Source organism: Mesorhizobium comanense (genome assembly GCF_005503535.1).
In the GTDB taxonomy this organism is placed as follows: domain Bacteria; phylum Pseudomonadota; class Alphaproteobacteria; order Rhizobiales; family Rhizobiaceae; genus Mesorhizobium; species Mesorhizobium comanense.
Window position 1 is genome coordinate 88,341 of sequence record NZ_SCNN01000001.1, and the last position, 18,144, is coordinate 106,484.

Sequence of the window (18,144 nt, forward strand, 5' to 3'; positions counted from 1 at the left end):
TTCGCCTTCCCATTTCGATTCCACGCAGCCGGTTCTGGCTGTCTCCAACCGAAGGAATGGGAGAAAATGAACACATCTGCATTGATCCGCCCGGCCTGGACGCCGGCAACCATCGCGTTGATGGTGATCGGCTTCATGGTGTTCTGGCCGCTCGGCTTCGCCATGCTCGCCTACATCATCTGGGGCGACCGGCTCGACGGCTTCAAGCGTGACGTCAACCGCGCGACCGACGGCATCTTCGCCGGCTGCCGTCGTGGTTCCGACAAGGCAGCGCGCTGGGGCAATGGCTCCGCCCGCACCGGCAACGTCGCTTTCGACGACTGGCGCGAAAAGGAACTCGAACGCCTCGCCGAGGAACGCCGCAAGCTCGACGACATGCTGACCGAGTTCGACGATTACGCCCGTGAATTGCGCCGTGCCAAGGACCAGGACGAGTTCGATCGCTTCATGGCGAACCGCAACAGATCGACCGCACCGGCCAAGACCGATCCGAGCACTGGCAGCACGCCCACCAAGCGTGGCAAGGGCTCGAACCTGCTTGACGACTAAGGCCGAGCGACAGGCCAAGGTATGAGGACGGCGTCGCGCGAGCGGCGCCGTTTCTTTTTTGTTCTGGTCGTTTTTCTCGAATCGCGTATCGTCCCGCCATGACCATCGGATTCTTCCGTAATCTGACCAAGCCCAAACCCGCGCCCGTCGTGGAGCGCGAATATTGCGTCGCCGGCCGCACGCTGCCGCTCAAGATTGTCGAGAGCGCGAGGGCCCGGCGCCTGACGCTGCGCATCGATTCTGGCGGCCAGGGGTTGCGCATCACCGTGCCGCCGGGCCTGCGCCGCGGCGAGGTGGAGCGCTTCCTCGACCGCCACCAGGACTGGCTGGAGCAAAGGCTGGCCAAGGTGCCGACGCGGCCGCAGGTGCGGCCCGGCATCAAGATCCCGGTGCGCGGCGTGCCGCATCGCATCGTCCATGAACCATCCAAGCGCGGCACCGTCACGGTGTCGCGCGACGAGCGCGGCCCGCTGCTGGTCGTGCATGGCGAGCGCATACACCTGCCGCGCCGCATCGCCGATTTCTTGAAGCGCGAGGCCAAGAAGGACATCGAGAAACTGGTGGTCAGGCACACCGAGGCGCTCGGCAAGCGCGCCAAGGCGATCCGCTACAAGGACACCTCCAGCCGCTGGGGCTCCTGCACCTCGGAAGGCAATCTATCCTTTTCCTGGCGCATCATGATGGCGCCGCCGCCTGTCATAAACTACCTCGTCGCGCATGAGGTGGCGCATCTCAAGGAGATGAACCACGGCCCGAAATTCTGGAAACTGTGCGAGAAGCTCTGCCCAGATACCGACCGCTGCAAGGACTGGCTGAAGCGCAATGGCGGCGCGCTGCAGGCGATCGTTTTTGAGTAGGCGCCTGCTGTTGCGTGCATGCACGCAACCCTGGAGACGACGGAGCTCCTTCGCGCCCCCCTCTGTCCCGCCGTCGTCCGCTGTGTTTAGGCTGCAACCGCCTCAATCATCATTCGCCGCGTTCAACTCGTCCGGCCGCAGTCCTCCGTCACCATGATGCGGCCATGGCAAAAAATTCCGGTCGAAAGCATCGCCACTGAAATAATCCAGCGCCCGATGCGCCTCGGCGCCGTTGAAGGCGGCCTTGTCCATCAGATGCGCGATCACCTCGCGGGCCTGCGCGATCTTCTGCTTCAGTTCGGCAACCGTTCTGTCGGTCATGGTCTGCTCCCGCCTGTGTCCATCAATGTGTCGTGTCCATCCATAGGTAGCGCCTTTGGCCGTGCCGGCAAACAGCATGCTTTTTCTCGACTCTTGGCCCGTTTCGTGCCAATTCCCGCGCCATGGCGCTCGATATCAAAATCTGCGGCTTGAAGACCGACCAGGCGATGGCGGCGGCGCTCGCCGGCGGCGCCAGTCATGTCGGCTTCATTTTCTTCGCGAAAAGCCCGCGCTATGTCGCGCCGGCGGAAGCCGGGCGTCTGCGCGAAGCAGCGCGCGGCAAGGCCTTGGCGGTTGCTGTCACGGTCGACGCCAGCGATGCCTTCCTGGACGAGATCGTCACGGCCATGCGCCCCGACATGCTGCAGCTGCACGGCGCCGAAACACCCGAGCGTGTGGCCGAGCTCAAAGCCCGCTACGGCTTGCCTGCCATGAAGGCGCTGCCGCTCAGCGAGGCCGCCGATCTCGACCGGATCAAGCCGTTCATCGGCGTTGCCGACCGGTTCCTGTTCGACGCCAAGCCGCCAAAGGGCTCGGTGTTGCCGGGCGGCAATGGCGTGGCCTTCGACTGGCGCATCCTTGCCGGCCTTGACGCCGGCGTCGATTACATGCTTTCCGGTGGGCTCAACGCCGCCAACATCGGCGATGCCCTTCGGCTTGCCAACCCGCCCGCGATTGACATTTCCTCGGGCGTGGAAAGCGCTCCGGGCGTCAAGGATCCGGCGCTGATCGAACAGTTTTTCCGGGCCGTCCGGGCAGCACGCGACAATCGCGCCGCCTAAGCAATTTTTCGAACCAGAGCATGTCCAGGAAAAGTGGACACCGGTTTTCCGACCAGGACATGCTCAAACCAAAGACCTAGGAGATCGGCGATGAACAAGCCGGCGACACCCAATTCCTTCCGCACCGGACCCGACGAACAGGGCATGTTCGGCATTTTCGGCGGTCGTTTCGTCGCCGAAACGCTGATGCCGTTGATCCTCGACCTGGAGCGGCACTGGAACGAGGTCAAGAACGATCCGGATTTCAGGGCTGAACTCACCAACCTTTCGACCCACTATGCCGGGCGGCCGTCAAAGCTCTACTTCGCCGAGGGTCTCACGAAGCATCTCGGTGGCGCAAAAGTTTATTTCAAGCGCGAGGACCTGAACCACACCGGCTCGCACAAGATCAACAACTGCCTCGGCCAGATCCTGCTGGCCAAGCGCATGGGCAAGAAGCGCATCATCGCCGAGACCGGTGCCGGCCAGCATGGCGTGGCGTCGGCCACCGTCGCCGCCCGCTTCGGCTATCCCTGCGTGGTCTACATGGGTGCCACCGACGTCGCCCGCCAAAGCCCCAACGTCTTCCGCATGAAGCTGCTCGGCGCCGAAGTGCGGCCGGTCACGGCGGGCCACGGCACGCTGAAGGACGCCATGAACGAAGCCCTTCGCGACTGGGTCACCAATGTCGAGGACACCTATTACCTGATCGGCACCGCCGCCGGCCCGCACCCCTATCCGGAGCTGGTGCGCGACTTCCAGTCGGTCATTGGTTCGGAAGCGCGCGCGCAGATTCTCGAGCAGGAAGGCCGGCTGCCCGACACCATCATCGCCGCCGTCGGCGGCGGCTCCAACGCCATCGGCCTGTTCCATCCCTTCCTCGACGACAAGGATGTGCGCATCATCGGCATCGAGGCAGGCGGGCGCGGTCTCGACGGCATCGAGCATTGCGCCTCGATGAATGCCGGTTCGCCCGGCGTGCTGCATGGCAACCGCACCTATCTCCTGCAGAATGCCGACGGCCAGATAATGGACGGCCATTCGATCTCGGCCGGCCTCGACTATCCCGGCGTTGGGCCGGAGCATTCGTGGCTGCGCGATTCGGGCCGCGTCGAATATGTGCCGATCCTTGACGATGAGGCGCTGGAAGCCTTCAAGCTGACGACGCGCGTCGAGGGCATCATCCCGGCGCTCGAATCCGCCCACGCCATCGCGCATGCTGTCAAGATCGTGCCCGCCATGGACAAGGACCAGATCGTCATCGTCAACCTGTCCGGCCGTGGCGACAAGGACGTACACACCGTGGCCAACATGCTGGGCATGGAGATCTAGTGTGCGAGTTTTGCAGACGCTAGGAACAACTGACGGGGTCGGTCCGCGGGCCTTTAGATATCGGAGAAACAGTGCGGGCTTGGAGGTCACCACTCTTGGTGAGGACGGTTGGAATCAAACGGTCTTTCTGGAGCAAGCCGGCTGGACGAGATTGTTGGTGAATCTGGAAGCAGCGAACGATACCGTTTTCGGCATTACTAGAGGTAACAATTCTTACTTTCAGGGATCGATTGTTCCTGATTTGTTGGAGGGCGTTCCCGGCAATTTCTTCGGGATCGACGCTGGTTATATAGCGGCAATTTTAGTCCATGAGGGAAGCATGCGCTTGCATCACGGGCAGCTCCCCAGGGCTAGTTTTGATGCGCATCATGGGCATCCTTTTGAAGCCCGCGTTTATCTAAGGAAGTCGGACTGATGACCACCCGCATCGACCGCCGCATGGCGAAGCTGAAGTCCGAGGGCCGCCCGGCCCTGGTGACCTATTTCATGGGCGGCGACCCCGACTATGATACCTCGCTGTCGATCATGAAGGCGTTGCCGGCGGCGGGCTCCGACATCATCGAGCTCGGCATGCCGTTTTCCGACCCGATGGCCGATGGCCCGGCGATCCAGGCTGCGGGCCTGCGCGCCTTGAAGGGCGGCCAGACGCTGGTCAAGACGCTGAAAATGGCCTCGGAATTCCGCGCCGCCGACGACGAAACGCCGATCGTGCTGATGGGCTATTACAATCCGATCTATATCTATGGCGTCGACCGCTTCCTCACCGACGCCAAGGCGAGCGGCATTGACGGGCTGATCATCGTCGACCTGCCGCCCGAGATGGACGAGGAGCTCTGCATTCCGGCGCTCAAGGCCGGCATCAACTTCATCCGGCTGGCGACGCCGACAACCGACGACAAGCGCCTGCCCAAGGTGCTCGAGAACACGTCCGGCTTCGTCTACTACGTGTCGATGACCGGCATCACCGGCTCGGCGCTCGCCGATACCGGCAAGGTCGCGACCGCTGTCCAGCGCATCAAGGGCCACACCGACCTGCCGGTCTGCGTCGGCTTCGGCGTCAAGACGGCTGAGCAGGCGCGCGTCATCGGCGCCAATGCCGACGGCGTCGTCGTCGGCACGGCGATCGTCAACGCGGTCGCCAATGTGCTGGGACCGAAAGGCGAAAAGACCGCCGACCCGGCCGAAGCCGTCGCCACGCTGGTCAGCGGCCTTGCGCAAGGCGTGCGCTCGGCCCGCCTTGCTGCTGCCGAATAGTCTTCCTACTTCTTTACCCAACTCTTCGTCAGGACAGGAGCCGAAGCGATGAACTGGATCACCAATTACGTTCGCCCGAAGATCAATTCGATGCTCGGCCGGCGTACCGACATGCCCGAGAACCTCTGGATCAAGGATCCGGAGACCGGCGAGATGGTGTTCCATAAGGACCTGGAATCCAACCAGTTCGTCATCCCGTCTTCCGGCCATCACATGAAGATCTCGGCCAGGGAGCGGCTGAAATACTTCCTCGACGAGGGCAAGTACGAGACGCTGGAAAACCCCAAGGTCGTCCAGGATCCGCTGAAGTTCCGCGACGAGAAGCGCTACACGGACAGGCTCAAGGATGCCAAGGCCAAGACCGGCCTTGAGGATGCGATCGTCAACGCGCTGGGCACCATCGAAGGCTTGCCGGTGGTGGTGACCGTGCAGGATTTCGCCTTCATGGGCGGTTCGCTCGGCATGGCGGCGGGCGATGCCATCGTGCACGCTTTCGAGGTCGCGCTGCAGCGCAAGCGGCCGCTGATCCTGTTCGCCGCTTCCGGCGGCGCCCGCATGCAGGAGGGCATCCTGTCCCTCATGCAATTGCCGCGCACCACGGTCGGCGTCGACCGGCTGAAGGAAGCCGGCCTGCCCTATGTCGTCGTCCTGACCAATCCGACCACGGGCGGCGTCACCGCCTCCTATGCCATGCTGGGCGACGTCCACATTGCCGAGCCTGGCGCCCTGATCGGCTTTGCCGGTCCCCGCGTCATCGAGCAGACCATCCGTGAAAAACTGCCGGACGGCTTCCAGCGCTCCGAATATCTGATGGAGCACGGCATGGTCGACATGGTCGTGTCGCGGCTCGAAATGCGCCAGACGATCGCGCGCCTGCTCAAGATGCTGCTCAAAGTTCCCGAGGAGCAGAAACCATTGGAGCCGGAAATCCTGCCGCCGGCCGTCATTGCCGCCGAAGCGCGCCCACAGGCCTGAAGCGACGCGGCTCGACGCGACATTGGCCGCCGCGAACAGCGATTGCGCAGCATCCGTCGCGCGCTGTAGCCTTTCGAGAACCGTGGTCATTGCGGGAGCGATTCTGGCTCTCGGACCACGCGCCGGGATTCTGTGATGACAACGCTCGCCGCCGACCGCGAAATCGAAGCCCTGATGGCGCTTCATCCGAAAGGCTTCGACCTTTCGCTCGACCGTATCACGCGGCTTCTGGAGCGGCTGGGCAATCCGCAGGATTTGCTGCCACCCGTCATCCACATCGCCGGCACCAACGGCAAGGGGTCCTGCGCCGCCTTCTCGCGGGCGCTGCTCGAGGCTTCGGGCCGGCTTGTGCATGTCCACACCTCGCCGCACCTGGTCAGCTGGCACGAACGCTACCGGCTCGCGGCAGAAGGCGGCGGCAGGCTGGTAGACGATGACGTCTTCGCCGAGGCCATCGCCCGCGTCGCCAAGGCCAATGCAGGCCAGAAGATCACGGTCTTCGAGATCCTGACCGCCGTCACCTTCATCCTGTTTTCCGAACATCCTGCCGAAGCCGCCATCATCGAGGTCGGCCTCGGCGGCCGCTTCGATGCCACCAATGTCGTCGCGAGGCCCGCCGTGTCGGTGATCATGCCCGTGTCGATGGACCATGAAGCCTATCTCGGCGACCGCGTCGAACTGATCGCCGCCGAGAAGGCCGGCATCATGAAGCGCGGCTGCCCGGTGGTCATCGGCGCGCAGGAGAGCGACACCGCCCTGCAGGTGCTGATCGAGACCGCCGAGCGGCTGGAATGCCCGACTTTCGTCTACGGCCAGGATTTCCTCGCCTTCGAGGAAAACGGCCGCATGGTCTACCAGGACGAGGACGGCCTGATGGACCTGCCGCCGCCGCGCCTGCCCGGGCGCCATCAGTTCGCCAATGCGGCGGCCGCGATCGCCGCCGTCAAGGCGGCCGGCTTCGAGATCAGCCACCGCGCCGCCGAGAAGGCGATGACCAACGTCGCCTGGCCGGGCCGCATGCAGAAACTGGTGCAGGGCCGGCTGGCGGATCTGGCGCCGAAAGGCTCCGACATCTGGCTCGACGGCGGCCACAATCCGGGCGCCGGCGTGGTCGTGGCCGAAGCGCTTGCCGAACAGGAAGAGAAGAGCCCGCGGCCGCTGTTCCTGATCGCAGGCATGATCAACACCAAGGACCAGAGCGGCTATTTCCGCGCCTTCAAGGGCCTGGTCCGGCATGTCTACACGGTGCCGGTCGGCATGAGCGATGCCGGCGTGCCGAACGACGAACTGGCGATCCGCGCCACCGAGGCCGGACTGACGGCCGAGCCGGTGAGTTCCGTCGCCAGCGCGCTGATGCTGCTGCGCGACACCTGGGATGGCCCGCCGCCGCGCATCCTGATCGGAGGATCGCTCTATCTGGCTGGCGCGGTGTTGGCCGAGAACGGCACGCCGCCTATGTGAGGCATCGACCAGTTGCCCCTGGCGTGGCTTGCCGGGCCTGTAGCGGAAATGGGTCCTGCCGTGGATTCGCTTCGCTTCAGAAGTCCCACGGCGATATCAGGTCAAGGTTGGTGCTGCCGAAGTCGGTGAGATTGCGCGTTGCCAGCCGCCCCCCATTCACCCGCGCTATCGCCGCAATCATCCCGTCGGGAGCCGACATGCCGCGGCCCTGGCGTGCTGCCGCTCCCATGATCTCGCCGTAAGCCAAGGCAGCCTCTTCGGTCAGTCCAAAAATCCGATCGGCAAATCGATGGCGCCATCGGGAAAGCCCCTGTTCCAGCCGGTCGGCTCGCTCGTCAGGTCGGACTTTTTGTATCCCGAACGCGATTTCAGCAATGGTCACTGTTGGAAGGGCCAGTTCAGCGTCATTGCGAACAAGCCAGGCCAGCACGGCCGCGTCCGGTGCCTTCCTCAGAGACTCCGAAATCACGTTGGTATCGACGAAAATCAAAGCTCGACTCCCGGATGAACCTCGCGGCCCTGGCGAATAACGTCCTCAAGATCGATGTCGACGCCACTGCTTGCGGTCAGGCTTGCATAGAAGGCGGAGGCGGGTTCACGGCCAGCCTCACGAATCTCGTAGGATTCAAGCGCACGTTCGACCACATCCGCTATCGAGCGGTTCTCGCGACGCGCAAGTCGATGAGCCAGGTCGCGCGCCTTTGCGCTACGGACGGAGAGCTGTGGTTCGGCCATTTCAAACTCCCTTTTTAGAGGGAATACATAGCTTAACCTGTATCTGCCATCAAGATGGCAGGTGATGGCAGGCCACCACCATATGCACGGATGGTGCCAGCGCCCTTTACCTCAGCTCGATCTCGATGAAAGCATATTCGCCCTCATTGGCGCTGATGACATCGTGTTCGACGCCCTCCTTGCGGAAATAGGGCGCGCCTTTCTTCATCTCGGCGACGGTTTCGCCATCCTTGGTCTTGAGCTTCAGCTTGCCGTCCATCAGCGGCACCACGACATAGTCGTGGCCGTGGCGATGCCAGCCGGTATTGTCGCCAGGCTGGAAGCGGTATTCGGTGACGATGACGCGCTCATTGTCGATGAGGACGGTGGCCTTGGCGGATCCGGTCATTTCACTCTCCCTGTTTCTGCTGCCAACAGAAGACATGGGGTGCGCCAAGGCGAGGGCCAGGGCGGGTCACCGATGGCGCCAACAAAAAGCCCGGCACGACGGCCGGGCTCGTTGCATTACAAGTTTCAGGCGCTCAAAGGCTGCCGTTGATCCAGTGCGACAGCGCGGTCTTCGGCGCCGCGCCGACTTTCATGTCGGCCATCTGGCCGCCCTTGAAGATCATCAGCGTGGGGATCGAGCGCACGCCGAACTGTGCGGCAAGTTCGGGATTCTCGTCGATGTTGAGCTTGGCGATCTTGACCTTTGCGCCCAGCTCGTTGGAAATCTCTTCCAGTGACGGGCCGATCATCTTGCACGGGCCGCACCATTCGGCCCAGAAATCCACCACGACCGGCACGTTGGCGTCGAGCACGTCGGCCTTGAAGTTGTTGTTGTCGACCTTGACGGTGGCCATGCGGAAATCCTTTCGAAATTTTTCGTCCCACCAAATGTGGTGGTTGCCGCGCCCTTCTTCAAGCAGTTCTTGTGTCACGCTCCTGTGAGTCGGGCAAGGGCGTCGTCCATCGCCCGCGCCGGCAGTTCGATCAGCCTTGGCGCTTCCGTAAACAGCAGCGCCGCCTTGATTTCCCGTCCGGGATAGAGCGGCTTGAGCAGGGCGCGGTAGAGCGCGAGCTGGAGCAGATAGGCCGGCGGAACCTCGGCGAGCGAGGCAGGGGCTGGCTTGTTGGTCTTGTAGTCGACGATCGAGATCGCATCCGCCGTCACCGCCAGCCGGTCGATCTTGCCGGAAATGGAGCGCCTTTTTCCCCGGACCTCCAGGCTGCCCATGATCGCCACCTCGGCGCGGGAAGATGGCGCGAACAACTGGCCAAGGCGCGGATCGGCAAGGATGGCGATGACCGACGCCAGGGCCTTTTCCCGCTCTGCAGCAGGCCAAGCGGCACCCGTTCGACCGAGATAGCGCTCAGCCGTACGTTGGCGTTCGCCCTCGGCGATGGCGGGCAGCATCTGCAGCAGCTTGTGCAGCGCCAGCCCGCGCTGCACGGCAAAACCGGGCTCCGCGTCGGCGTCGAGCACCGGGGACGCCTTGTCGACCACCGCTTCCTTGCCCTCGTCGATCAGCGCCGAAGCGCCGGAGGGTGACAGTGGACGCGGCAGGTCTTCGAAAGGCGGCAAGGCCCGGAACAGGGTTGGCGGCAACGCGGCGAAAGCCTCGGTCTGCCGCGCCTTTTCACCGAGGGCCGGCGCGACCGGCGGCAGTTTGGTGACATGGAAGCGATGGACCGGCTCGCCGGTGGCGGGATGCGGACGCTGCTCGCTTTCAGGCGCGCTAGCCAGCGCCCGGCTGACGATCGAATGCCAGGTACCGGCACTCGGCGCCCGCTTGCCGTGATAACCACAGACAACAAGCCGGTCCTCGGCGCGGGTCATGCCGACATAGAGCAGCCGGCGGTACTCGTCGTCCGCGAGTTCCCTCGCACGTGCGGCTGCCGCTTTCGAGAAGCCGTTGGCGACGTCGCTGGCCGAACGCCAGAGATAGCCCTTGCCGGTCCAATGCCGGCCCGACCCCTGGAAAGGCATCAGACGCGGCAGATGCTGGTCGCTGAACGGGGCCGAGCCGCCATCGACCAGAAACACCACCGGCGCCTCCAGACCCTTGGCCGCGTGTACGGTCATGACGCGGACCTCGTCCCGGGTCTGGTCCATCTCGCGCTTGATCTCCGGGCCGGCATTCTCGAGCGTCGACAGGAAGGCTTCGAGCCCCGGCAGGCCGGTGCGTTCCTCGGCAAGGCAGAAGCTCAGGAACTCGTCGAGAATGTCGCCGGCTTCGGGACCGAGGCGCCCGATCATCCTGGCTCGCACTCCGTCGCGCGCCAGAAGGGTGGCATAGAACTCGAACACCGGCCTGAAGCCGGCTTCGCCGGTCCAGCTGTCGAGTTGCGCGACGATCGCCGCCAGTTGCTCGGTTTCCCCGGCTTGGTGGCGCAACGACGCGGCCAGCGACAGGCCCGGCGGCCTTTGCGCCGCGAGCGCGAAAAGCGCGTCTTCCGGCAGGTCGAAGATCGGGCTGCGCAGCACGGCGGCGAGCGACAGGTCGTCCTGCGGCTGGATCAGCAGCCGGCCGAGCGCGATCAGGTCCTTGATCGCGATGTGCCCCGGCAGGCTCAGCCGGTCGGCGCCGGCGACCGGGATGTCGCGGCGCTTCAGTGCCCGCGTCAGGGCGTGCACGAAACTGTCGCGCTTGCGCACCAGAACCAGCACATCGCCTGGCCGCAGCTGCTTGCCGCGTCCCTCGATCATCTCGCCACTGCCGATCCAGCCGGCAATCGTTGCCGCGACATTCTCGGCGACGCGCACAGCGGGCGCATGAGCATGGTCGATGGCGCGCGTCCAGTCGTCGGGTTCCTCGACGGCTTCCGCGCCGATCGAGGGCCAGACTTCGACATAGCCCGGTGCATCGTTGCGGATCGCCTTGTGGCTCAGCGGGTCGGGGTCGTGGCTGATGCCGCGCCGCACGAGCGGATCGGCAAAGACCCGGTCGACAGCGGCCAGAACGTCATCGGTCGAGCGGAAGGACCAGGTCAGCTTGAGATCGGCGAAAGGTGCCTCGGCGTCGCGCACCCGTCCGGCGAAGAGCAATCGGCTGTCGGCGAAGGAATCCGGCGCCGCCCCCTGGAAGGAGTAGATAGACTGCTTCTCGTCGCCGACGGCGAAGACCGTGCGATGGACCCTGTCGCGCGCGCCGAAGCCGGCAAAGAACTCTTCCGCCAGCCGTTTCACCACCTCCCACTGGTCCGGGCTGGTGTCCTGCGCCTCGTCGAGCAGGATGTGGTCGATGCCCTGGTCGAGCTTGTACTGCACCCACGGACCGGCGTCCGGCCGGGCCAGGAGATTAACCGTGCGGGTGATCAAATCGTTGAAGTCGAGGAAGCCGCGGCCGCGCTTCAGCACCTCATAGCGCGCGATCAGCCAGTCGGCGATGGTCAGCGCCGCAGCCGTGCCTTCCAGCATGCGCAACAGCGCCAGCCGGTCAACGGTTTCGATGATGGCCCTGGTGGCCGAGGCATAACGCCCCGCGAGATCCGGCAGCCGGTCGGTCAATGCCTTCTTGAATGCCTTCGCGGGGTCGTAAGCCTCACCATCGGTCTTGAGGAAGCCTCTGGCAAGCAGTTGCAGCCGGCGGATGGGGTCGCTCTCGACAAAGGCCTGACGCGCATAGGGCAGGATGTTGTTCAGCACCGATCTGGCATCGGTGGCCTCGGCCGCCTGGGCAAAGCCGGCAAAATAGTCCGGCAGGAAGCCGGGCAACGGCCAGACGGAAGCCGCCAGACCCTCGGCGGTCTGGCCGCGAGGAAAGTGGAATTCATCGAACAAGGGCTGGAAGCCGTCACGTCCCACCGCGTCGAGGAAATCGCGAAGCCCGTCGCGCTTGCGCACGATCTCGCCGAGCAGGGCATCCAGCCCGGCTTCGCCGCCCCGTTCCAGCACCGCGGCGAAGGCATTGGCCAGATCGGCATTGCCGGCCGTCGTGCCCGAGATCATGTCACGGCGCGCGGCGGCGAAAAGCGCTGCCTCCATCTGGCCGTCAAGCATCTCGAAATGGGCGGGGATGTTGGCTTCCAGCGGAAACTGGTGGAGCACGGATTCGCAGAAGGCATGGATGGTCTGGATCTTGAGCCCGCCGGGCGTCTCCAGCGCTTCGGCGAACAGGCGCCGCGCCCGGCGCACGGTCTCGCGATCGGGCCGGCGCCCTTCCAGCGTTTCTATCCGTGACGCAAGTTGAGCGTCATCCAGCACCGTCCAGTCCGACAGGGTGGAAAAGACCCGGTTCGACATGTTGGCTGCGGCGGCGCGCGTGTAGGTCAGGCACAGGATCTTCGATGGATCAGTGCCATTGAGCAGCAGCCTTATGACGCGCTGGGCCAGCACATGGGTTTTGCCGGAACCGGCATTGGCCGACACCCAGGCGGAATTCTGGGGATCGGCGGCCCGGGCCTGGCTCGAGGCGGTATCGCTTGGGATCGGATAGGCTTTTTTCACGCCTCCCCTCCCTCGTCGCCGGCATCGCCGCCGGCCGACCATTCGAGCACGCGGGCGAGATGGTCGTAGTCGCCATCGGTCTCGCCTTCGCGGAACGGCAGCGCGCGCGACAGATAGCCCGATGTCGGGTCGGCATAATGGATCAGCAGCTTTTCCAGCCGCGCCCAGGCCTCTTCGGCCAGATCGGCGGCGGTTCGCGGCTGACGGTTGTGCTCGAGGATGGATTCTTCGAACACCTCGCCATTCGGCTTCAGCCGCACGAACGCCAGCTGCGATGGCTCGCGCGCGCCCAGATCCTTGAAGGCGCCGCGCCTCAGCAGCGTCCCTTCCAGCGCCAGTTGCGGCGCCAGCAGCGTGTGCGCCTGCGCCTTGGACGGCGAGGAACCGGTCTTGTAGTCGAGAATGTCGGCCATGCCGCCTGCCAGCAGATCGACGCGGTCGGCATAACCCGAGAGCGTGACGCCGGACTGACCGACAGGGGTTTTGCCGGCGCGCGCCTCGGCATGGCGCCGTACCACAGCGTCGGCGCGCGTGCGCTCCCATTCGATGATGTTGGCCGCCAGCTTTTCGAAGCGCGGCCACCATACCGCCTCGACATCGGGCGGCAGGGCGGCTTCGGCGAAGCAGGCACGGCCGGCCGCGATAAGCCCCGCGAGCGCGTCCGGCGCGCGCGGGTCGGCCACCTCGGACGAGAACAGATGCAGGATCGCATGGAACAGCGTGCCGCGTTCGGCAGCGCCGGGATCACGGATGAGCGGATCGAGCGGCATCAGGCCGAGAATCCGCCGCGCGTAGACCGCGTAGGGATCGCGGCGCAGCGTTTCGATCTCGGTGACCGAGAAATGTGTCGGCCGCACCGGAACCGGCGGCTTCGGCTGCGGTCGCGGCGCGAAATCCCGCTTCGGCCCGGTGTCGAGCGCGCGCGCCCAGGCGAGCAGCTGATCGCCGCGCCGGCGCAACGCCGCCGCCTCGTCGCCGCCGACGAAGGTGAGCAGGCGCTGCAGCCAGCGTGACGGGACGGCCGGCGCGTCGCCGGCGCGCGCCGAGCGCGTCAGAACCACTTTTCGCGCGCCCATCGCCATCTGGAAATCATGCGCGGCAAGGCCGATGCGCCGCTCCGGCGGTTCGAGATCGATGCCGGTCTTCATCAGCCGCGACATGAAGCGGTCGCTCTCCGGCTTGCGCGGCCAGACGCCCTCGTTCAGCCCGCCGATGATCAGCGTGTCGACGTCTTGAAGCCGCGCTTCCAGCGCCCCCCATATGGCGATGTTCCGATCGGTGCCCTGCGCCGGTTTGACGGTTTCGGGCGCGATCAGCGCGTCCATGACATCGGGCCACTCGGCCGGGGCGAATGACAGCGGTGCGGAAGCGGCGACCAGCCCGCGCAGCAATTCGGCGAGTTTCTCGCCGGCATCCCCGGCATAGAGCTCTACAAGACCACCATCGGCGGCGCGGCCGAGAGTCTCCAGCACCATGACGCTGGCCTTGACCAGCGCGGCAAGGTCGGCATCGGCCTGGCCGCGAAAGGCCGCAAGCGGCGCCAGCGCCGTGGTCAGCCTCGCGAGCAGGGTTCGGGCGTCTTCGATGGAGCTTACGGTAAGCCGGGAAAACCAGAAGGGCGGCCGGCTGTCCCCGCCGAGACCGGTGAGCCGGGCTTCGAACAGATCCGACAGCGAGGCGATATCGGGGCGGCCGGTGCCGCCGCGCAGCGCCACCAGTTCGACCAGCTCCGCCGCATGGCGAATGCTTGCCCGTTCCAGCCCCAGGCCAAGCAGCGGATGCTTGAGCAGCGACAGCAGGCCAACCGGATCGCCCGGGCGAAACACGGCCTCGAGCGTCAGCCTGAGCAGGCTGGCGGCTGGCGTGTTGGCGAGCGGCGTGCCGCCGGAATCGTCGGCAGCGACGCCGAACCGTCTGAGCTCGACGCAAACGCGTCGCGCCAGCGCACGGTCGCCGGTAACGAGAGCCGCCCTCTCGCCGGGCTCCTCCACCGCCTGCTTGAGGGCGACGGCAATCGCGATGGCTTCGTCGCGTTCGCTGGCCGCTTCCAGCAAAGTCACATCGGCGAGGGCGTGGGCGGTGTCCTGTGCTGAAAAGCCCGCACGGGTCTCGGCCCAGAGTTCGGTGGTCTCGGCCGGCCGCAGCGCCTCGCCGACAAGGGCGGCGCGAAGTTCAAGGGCTGGCCCGGGCACGCCGATCTCCTCGACGTCGCCGCGCAGCACCCCGATCTTGCCGATCAGCCTTGCCAGGCCATATTGCGGATGGCCAAGCACGGCCGGACGCGCGCCGGGTGCGACCAGCGCCTGGAAAGAAGCCTCGTCCAGCGTCTGGTCGAGACCGGGCAGCACGATGGCGCCGCCGGGCAGGCGGGCGATCGCGGTGAGCAGTTCGGCGGTGGCTGGTATCGAGCCGGTCGAGCCCGCGGCGATGACCGGCCCGGCGGGCGGATTGCGCAGCAGCCGCGCCGCCTCGGCCCGGATCAGCGCGCTGCGATGCGCGGCCGGGTTGGAACGATCGCTCTCGCTCAGGAATTTCGGCCAGGCCTCGGTGACGATGCCGAGGAATTCCAGCGTCACCTGCCACCAGCCGGCGAGGTTGCCGGTGACCAGGCCTGCGAGCTTGGCCCAGTCGGTGCCTTCCGTCTCGATCTCGTCCATCAACGCCGCCAGATCGCGCGCCAGCCAGATCGCGTCGGCGGTCGAGGCGGGGATGACGATCTCTTCGGCGAAGAGAGCCGCGACATGCGAAGGCAGCCGGCGTTTCCAGGCCCGTACCAGGGGCGTCAGCAGGAGCAGGCGCTCGGTGGCCGCGATCGGGGGCGCGAGGTCGATCGCGGCCGATGGCTCGGCCTCGAACAGCGCTTCGTCCTCGTCGAACTCGCCGAGCGGACGGATCACCGGCAAGATCGCCGAACCGCCGCCTCCGCGTGCTCGCAAACTGTCTACGAAGACACCGCGTAAGGCGCGTGCAGCGCGTCGCGTCGGCACGTAGATGGTGACGTCGGCCAGGGCGAGGGGATCGCCGTCGAAACGGAATCCCGGCACCAGGCGGCCGGCAAGCAGCGCCTCGGCCAGCGTCGGCAGAAACGGCGCTCCGGGGGGAATAGAGAAAACGCGGCTCGGGCCGCTCATTGCATATTAGATCGCCGTGCGCCCGTTTGGGCGCACAAAGGACGATCTAACTCTTTGAATTTACGCATCGTGCTTTCCGAAAATCGATTCCGATTTTCGGGCCGATGCGGTTGCTAGCGCGCCGGCGACGGCTTCTTCCGCCTGCGGAATGGCATCGGGCGTGCCGACGGTGATCCAGTGGCCGTGCATCGGCATGCCGAACAGGCGGCCCGCGGCTATTGCCGTGTCGAAATAGGCGTTGAGCGAATGGGGTTCGGCCGATGCGCCTTCAAACAGCCGCGGGTGGATGATCGCCGCGCCGGCATAGATCAGGCCCGCCGGATCGCCTTTTGAGCGCCGCAAGGCGCCGTCCGGCGCTACGAGGAAGTCGGTGGAGCCGCAATGTCCTGTTGCCTGTTGGAGATCCGCCAGCATCAGCAGAATATCCATTTTCGCGGCGTCCCACGCAAGGGCGAGCCGCCCGAGATTGAGCGGGCCTTGGTCGATCCAGAAGGTGTCTGCGTTGAGGATGTAGAACGGCTTCGGACCCAATTCCGGTAGCGCCTTGACGATGCCTCCGGCGGAATCGAGCAGCCGGTCGCTCTCGTCGGAAATGATGATGCGGGGCTCGTGGCGCGCTGCGACATGGTCGACGATCTGTTGGGGAAGATAGTGCACGTTGACCACCGCCTTGGCGACGCCGGCTGCGGCGAGGCTGTCCAGCCCCCAATCCAGCAAAGTCTTGCCGGCGATCCTGACCAGCGGTTTGGGAATCGTGTTTGTAATCGGCCGCATGCGCTTGCCAAGTCCGGCGGCGAGCACGATGGCAGTGTCCGGTCTTGCTGTCACAGCGTTCGTTCCTCAAGCAAGCCGTGCGTATTGTAGAAATCCCGCAGGCTGGCAAGCGCCGGATGGGACAGCGCCCGACGCAGATAGTCACGGATGCGCGGCAGGTGCTTCAAATAATAAGGTTTGCCGTCGCGCTTTTCGAGGCGCACGAAAATGCCGAGGATCTTGGAATTACGCTGTGCGGCCATGATTGCGTAGGCTTCCCGGAAGCTTGCTTCATCGAAAGCCCCCGCTTTTTGACGCGCCGCGATATAGGCATCGAGCGTCTGCTTTTCGATCTCAGGCGCCATGGTGACGCGGGCATCCATGGCCAGCGAGGCGACGTCATAGGCCGAAGGCCCGATCAGCGCGTCCTGGAAATCCACGATGCCCAGCCGGTCATGGCCGGCGCGGTCGCCGCGCCAGATGATGTTGGGCGAATGGAAGTCGCGCAACATCAGCGTGTATTCGCTGCCTTTCAGCCGGTCGAAAAGCGCGTTCCACTCCCTGGCATAGCCGGTGCGCAAGGCATCGCTTGGCGGTTGACCTGATATTGCCGGCACATACCAGTCGACCAGCAGATCGGCTTCGATCATCATCGCATCGCGGTCGAAGGGCGGCACCTCGTGGCTGCCCGGTCCGGCTTGCAGGCGCTGCGGCCAGGTTTTGCCATGCATCATGGCCAGCAGCTCGGCCGCCGCCGCGTAGCGCTCGGCTAGCGGCTCGCCATCCTTGCCGAGAAACCCCTCCGAGCCCAGATGTTCGAGCAGCAAAAACCCCTGGTCCTGGTCCTCGGCATCAATTTCGGGAACGCTGACGCCTCCGGCCTTCAACGCGCGGTCGATGGCGACGAAGGCGGACACCGACTGCGCCGTATGGGCAATCACCGCATAGGGCTTGCCGTCGCGCACGGCCGGGCCGAGCACCAGCCGCGGCGAGTTCATCAGCACTCTTGCCGCGTGGCCGGGAAGCGAGACGATCTCGTAGGAGCGCGCGGAGGCATCACCGATAAAATGGCGGCGGCTGGCCTCGCCCCAACCCGCGCTTTCGAGAAAATCGCGCATGGCGAGCGAGCGCGCCATACGGTCGAAGGAGGCACCTTGCCCCGAAAGCCGCGCCAGACGGCCTTCTCCGTGCTGGACAAGCTCGATCAGCACCGACGTTTTCGGCAGTTCGCCTTCGGCCCGCTCCGGCCATTCCACCAGGGCGGCGCCCTGCGCCAGCGCTTCCTCGAAACCGAGCTCGTCGAGTTCGCGCGCCGAGGACAGGCGGTAGAGGTCGAAATGATGGACGGGAATGCGCGTTTCGTAGCTCTGCACCAGGGTGAAGGTCGGGCTCGGCACGTCGAGGCCTGCGTCTTCGGCCAGCGTCCGGATCAGAGCGCGTGCGAGCGTCGATTTGCCGGCGCCCAGATCGCCCTTGAGCGCCAGCACGTCGCCGGCGCGCAGCGCCAGCGCCAGATCCTCGCCCAGCCGTGCTGTCTGTGTCTCGTCGGCGAGCACACGCTCGAGCAGCAATCCCGTCATCGAGCG

17 protein-coding genes are annotated in these 18,144 nt (G+C 65.3%); 8 read left to right on the forward strand and 9 right to left on the reverse strand.

Going from position 1 to position 18,144, the window contains the following annotated elements; genetic code table 11:
* The first annotated feature begins 66 nt into the window (after nt 1–66).
* Nucleotides 67–549 (forward strand): DUF2852 domain-containing protein, encoded by a 483-nt coding sequence (locus FFS37_RS00470; RefSeq protein WP_137928968.1) that lies wholly within the window; start codon nt 67–69, stop codon nt 547–549.
* A gap of 98 nt (nt 550–647) precedes the next feature.
* A complete protein-coding gene (locus FFS37_RS00475) occupies nt 648–1,406 on the forward strand; it encodes a M48 family metallopeptidase (protein WP_137928969.1) in 759 nt (252 codons plus the stop codon).
* A gap of 102 nt (nt 1,407–1,508) precedes the next feature.
* Here FFS37_RS00475 and FFS37_RS00480 read toward each other — a convergent pair whose 3' ends face one another.
* A complete protein-coding gene (locus FFS37_RS00480; RefSeq protein WP_232375545.1) occupies nt 1,509–1,805 on the reverse strand; it encodes a hypothetical protein in 297 nt (98 codons plus the stop codon).
* A 44-nt stretch (nt 1,806–1,849) separates the two neighbouring features.
* Between FFS37_RS00480 and FFS37_RS00485 the strand changes: the two genes are divergently transcribed.
* The 6 genes from FFS37_RS00485 (at nt 1,850) to FFS37_RS00510 (ending at nt 7,510) form a co-directional block, all read left to right on the forward strand.
* Entirely contained in the window at nt 1,850–2,509 is a 660-nt protein-coding gene (locus FFS37_RS00485) for a phosphoribosylanthranilate isomerase (protein WP_137928970.1), read from the forward strand.
* A gap of 90 nt (nt 2,510–2,599) precedes the next feature.
* Nucleotides 2,600–3,820 carry a tryptophan synthase subunit beta gene (gene trpB / locus FFS37_RS00490; protein ID WP_137928971.1) on the forward strand — a complete coding sequence of 407 codons (1,221 nt, stop codon included), beginning with the start codon at nt 2,600–2,602 and terminating at the stop codon, nt 3,818–3,820.
* Between the two features lie 79 nt (nt 3,821–3,899).
* Nucleotides 3,900–4,235, forward strand: coding sequence for a hypothetical protein (locus tag FFS37_RS00495; protein ID WP_137928972.1), 336 nt, complete (start codon nt 3,900–3,902; stop codon nt 4,233–4,235).
* Complete coding sequence (trpA, locus tag FFS37_RS00500) at nt 4,235–5,074, forward strand: tryptophan synthase subunit alpha (RefSeq protein ID WP_137928973.1); 840 nt, start codon at nt 4,235–4,237, stop codon at nt 5,072–5,074. The genes FFS37_RS00495 and trpA overlap by 1 nt, the downstream gene beginning before the upstream one ends.
* 48 nt (nt 5,075–5,122) lie before the next feature.
* On the forward strand, nt 5,123–6,049 hold the full coding sequence (gene accD, locus FFS37_RS00505) for an acetyl-CoA carboxylase, carboxyltransferase subunit beta (protein ID WP_137928974.1): 927 nt from the start codon (nt 5,123–5,125) through the stop codon (nt 6,047–6,049).
* 135 nt (nt 6,050–6,184) lie between these two features.
* Complete coding sequence (locus tag FFS37_RS00510; protein WP_137928975.1) at nt 6,185–7,510, forward strand: bifunctional folylpolyglutamate synthase/dihydrofolate synthase; 1,326 nt, start codon at nt 6,185–6,187, stop codon at nt 7,508–7,510.
* A gap of 76 nt (nt 7,511–7,586) precedes the next feature.
* Here the strand turns inward: FFS37_RS00510 and FFS37_RS00515 are convergent, their stop codons facing one another.
* From FFS37_RS00515 to tsaE, 8 genes are all read right to left on the reverse strand, one after another.
* Nucleotides 7,587–8,000 (reverse strand): type II toxin-antitoxin system VapC family toxin, encoded by a 414-nt coding sequence (locus FFS37_RS00515; RefSeq protein WP_137928976.1) that lies wholly within the window; start codon nt 7,998–8,000, stop codon nt 7,587–7,589.
* The gene (locus FFS37_RS00520; RefSeq protein ID WP_137928977.1) at nt 7,997–8,245 is read right to left on the reverse strand and encodes a type II toxin-antitoxin system VapB family antitoxin; all 249 of its coding nucleotides are present in this window, start codon (nt 8,243–8,245) and stop codon (nt 7,997–7,999) included. Before FFS37_RS00520 ends, FFS37_RS00515 begins: the two co-directional genes overlap by 4 nt.
* A gap of 106 nt (nt 8,246–8,351) precedes the next feature.
* Complete coding sequence (locus FFS37_RS00525; protein WP_137928978.1) at nt 8,352–8,633, reverse strand: cupin domain-containing protein; 282 nt, start codon at nt 8,631–8,633, stop codon at nt 8,352–8,354.
* Between the two features lie 133 nt (nt 8,634–8,766).
* The gene (gene trxA / locus FFS37_RS00530; protein WP_137928979.1) at nt 8,767–9,087 is read right to left on the reverse strand and encodes a thioredoxin; all 321 of its coding nucleotides are present in this window, start codon (nt 9,085–9,087) and stop codon (nt 8,767–8,769) included.
* Between the two features lie 74 nt (nt 9,088–9,161).
* The gene (gene addA / locus FFS37_RS00535) at nt 9,162–12,674 is read right to left on the reverse strand and encodes a double-strand break repair helicase AddA (protein ID WP_137928980.1); all 3,513 of its coding nucleotides are present in this window, start codon (nt 12,672–12,674) and stop codon (nt 9,162–9,164) included.
* On the reverse strand, nt 12,671–15,805 hold the full coding sequence (gene addB, locus FFS37_RS00540; RefSeq protein WP_137928981.1) for a double-strand break repair protein AddB: 3,135 nt from the start codon (nt 15,803–15,805) through the stop codon (nt 12,671–12,673). The genes addA and addB overlap by 4 nt, the downstream gene beginning before the upstream one ends.
* Nucleotides 15,806–15,865: 60 nt before the next feature.
* Nucleotides 15,866–16,633 (reverse strand): nucleotidyltransferase family protein, encoded by a 768-nt coding sequence (locus FFS37_RS00545; RefSeq protein WP_137928982.1) that lies wholly within the window; start codon nt 16,631–16,633, stop codon nt 15,866–15,868.
* Complete coding sequence (tsaE, locus tag FFS37_RS00550) at nt 16,630–18,138, reverse strand: tRNA (adenosine(37)-N6)-threonylcarbamoyltransferase complex ATPase subunit type 1 TsaE (protein ID WP_137928983.1); 1,509 nt, start codon at nt 18,136–18,138, stop codon at nt 16,630–16,632. The genes FFS37_RS00545 and tsaE overlap by 4 nt, the downstream gene beginning before the upstream one ends.
* Nucleotides 18,139–18,144: the final 6 nt, after the last annotated feature.

What these genes read in the sequence shown, in the direction of transcription:
- FFS37_RS00470 (WP_137928968.1), top strand. Translation starts at nt 67, where the DNA reads ATGAACACATCTGCATTGATCCGCCCGGCCTGGACGCCGGCAACCATC.
- FFS37_RS00475 (WP_137928969.1), top strand. Translation starts at nt 648, where the DNA reads ATGACCATCGGATTCTTCCGTAATCTGACCAAGCCCAAACCCGCGCCC.
- FFS37_RS00480 (WP_232375545.1), bottom strand. Translation starts at nt 1,805, where the DNA reads ATGCTGTTTGCCGGCACGGCCAAAGGCGCTACCTATGGATGGACACGA.
- FFS37_RS00485 (WP_137928970.1), top strand. Translation starts at nt 1,850, where the DNA reads ATGGCGCTCGATATCAAAATCTGCGGCTTGAAGACCGACCAGGCGATG.
- trpB (WP_137928971.1), top strand. Translation starts at nt 2,600, where the DNA reads ATGAACAAGCCGGCGACACCCAATTCCTTCCGCACCGGACCCGACGAA.
- trpA (WP_137928973.1), top strand. Translation starts at nt 4,235, where the DNA reads ATGACCACCCGCATCGACCGCCGCATGGCGAAGCTGAAGTCCGAGGGC.
- accD (WP_137928974.1), top strand. Translation starts at nt 5,123, where the DNA reads ATGAACTGGATCACCAATTACGTTCGCCCGAAGATCAATTCGATGCTC.
- FFS37_RS00510 (WP_137928975.1), top strand. Translation starts at nt 6,185, where the DNA reads ATGACAACGCTCGCCGCCGACCGCGAAATCGAAGCCCTGATGGCGCTT.
- FFS37_RS00520 (WP_137928977.1), bottom strand. Translation starts at nt 8,245, where the DNA reads ATGGCCGAACCACAGCTCTCCGTCCGTAGCGCAAAGGCGCGCGACCTG.
- FFS37_RS00525 (WP_137928978.1), bottom strand. Translation starts at nt 8,633, where the DNA reads ATGACCGGATCCGCCAAGGCCACCGTCCTCATCGACAATGAGCGCGTC.
- trxA (WP_137928979.1), bottom strand. Translation starts at nt 9,087, where the DNA reads ATGGCCACCGTCAAGGTCGACAACAACAACTTCAAGGCCGACGTGCTC.
- addB (WP_137928981.1), bottom strand. Translation starts at nt 15,805, where the DNA reads ATGAGCGGCCCGAGCCGCGTTTTCTCTATTCCCCCCGGAGCGCCGTTT.
- tsaE (WP_137928983.1), bottom strand. Translation starts at nt 18,138, where the DNA reads ATGACGGGATTGCTGCTCGAGCGTGTGCTCGCCGACGAGACACAGACA.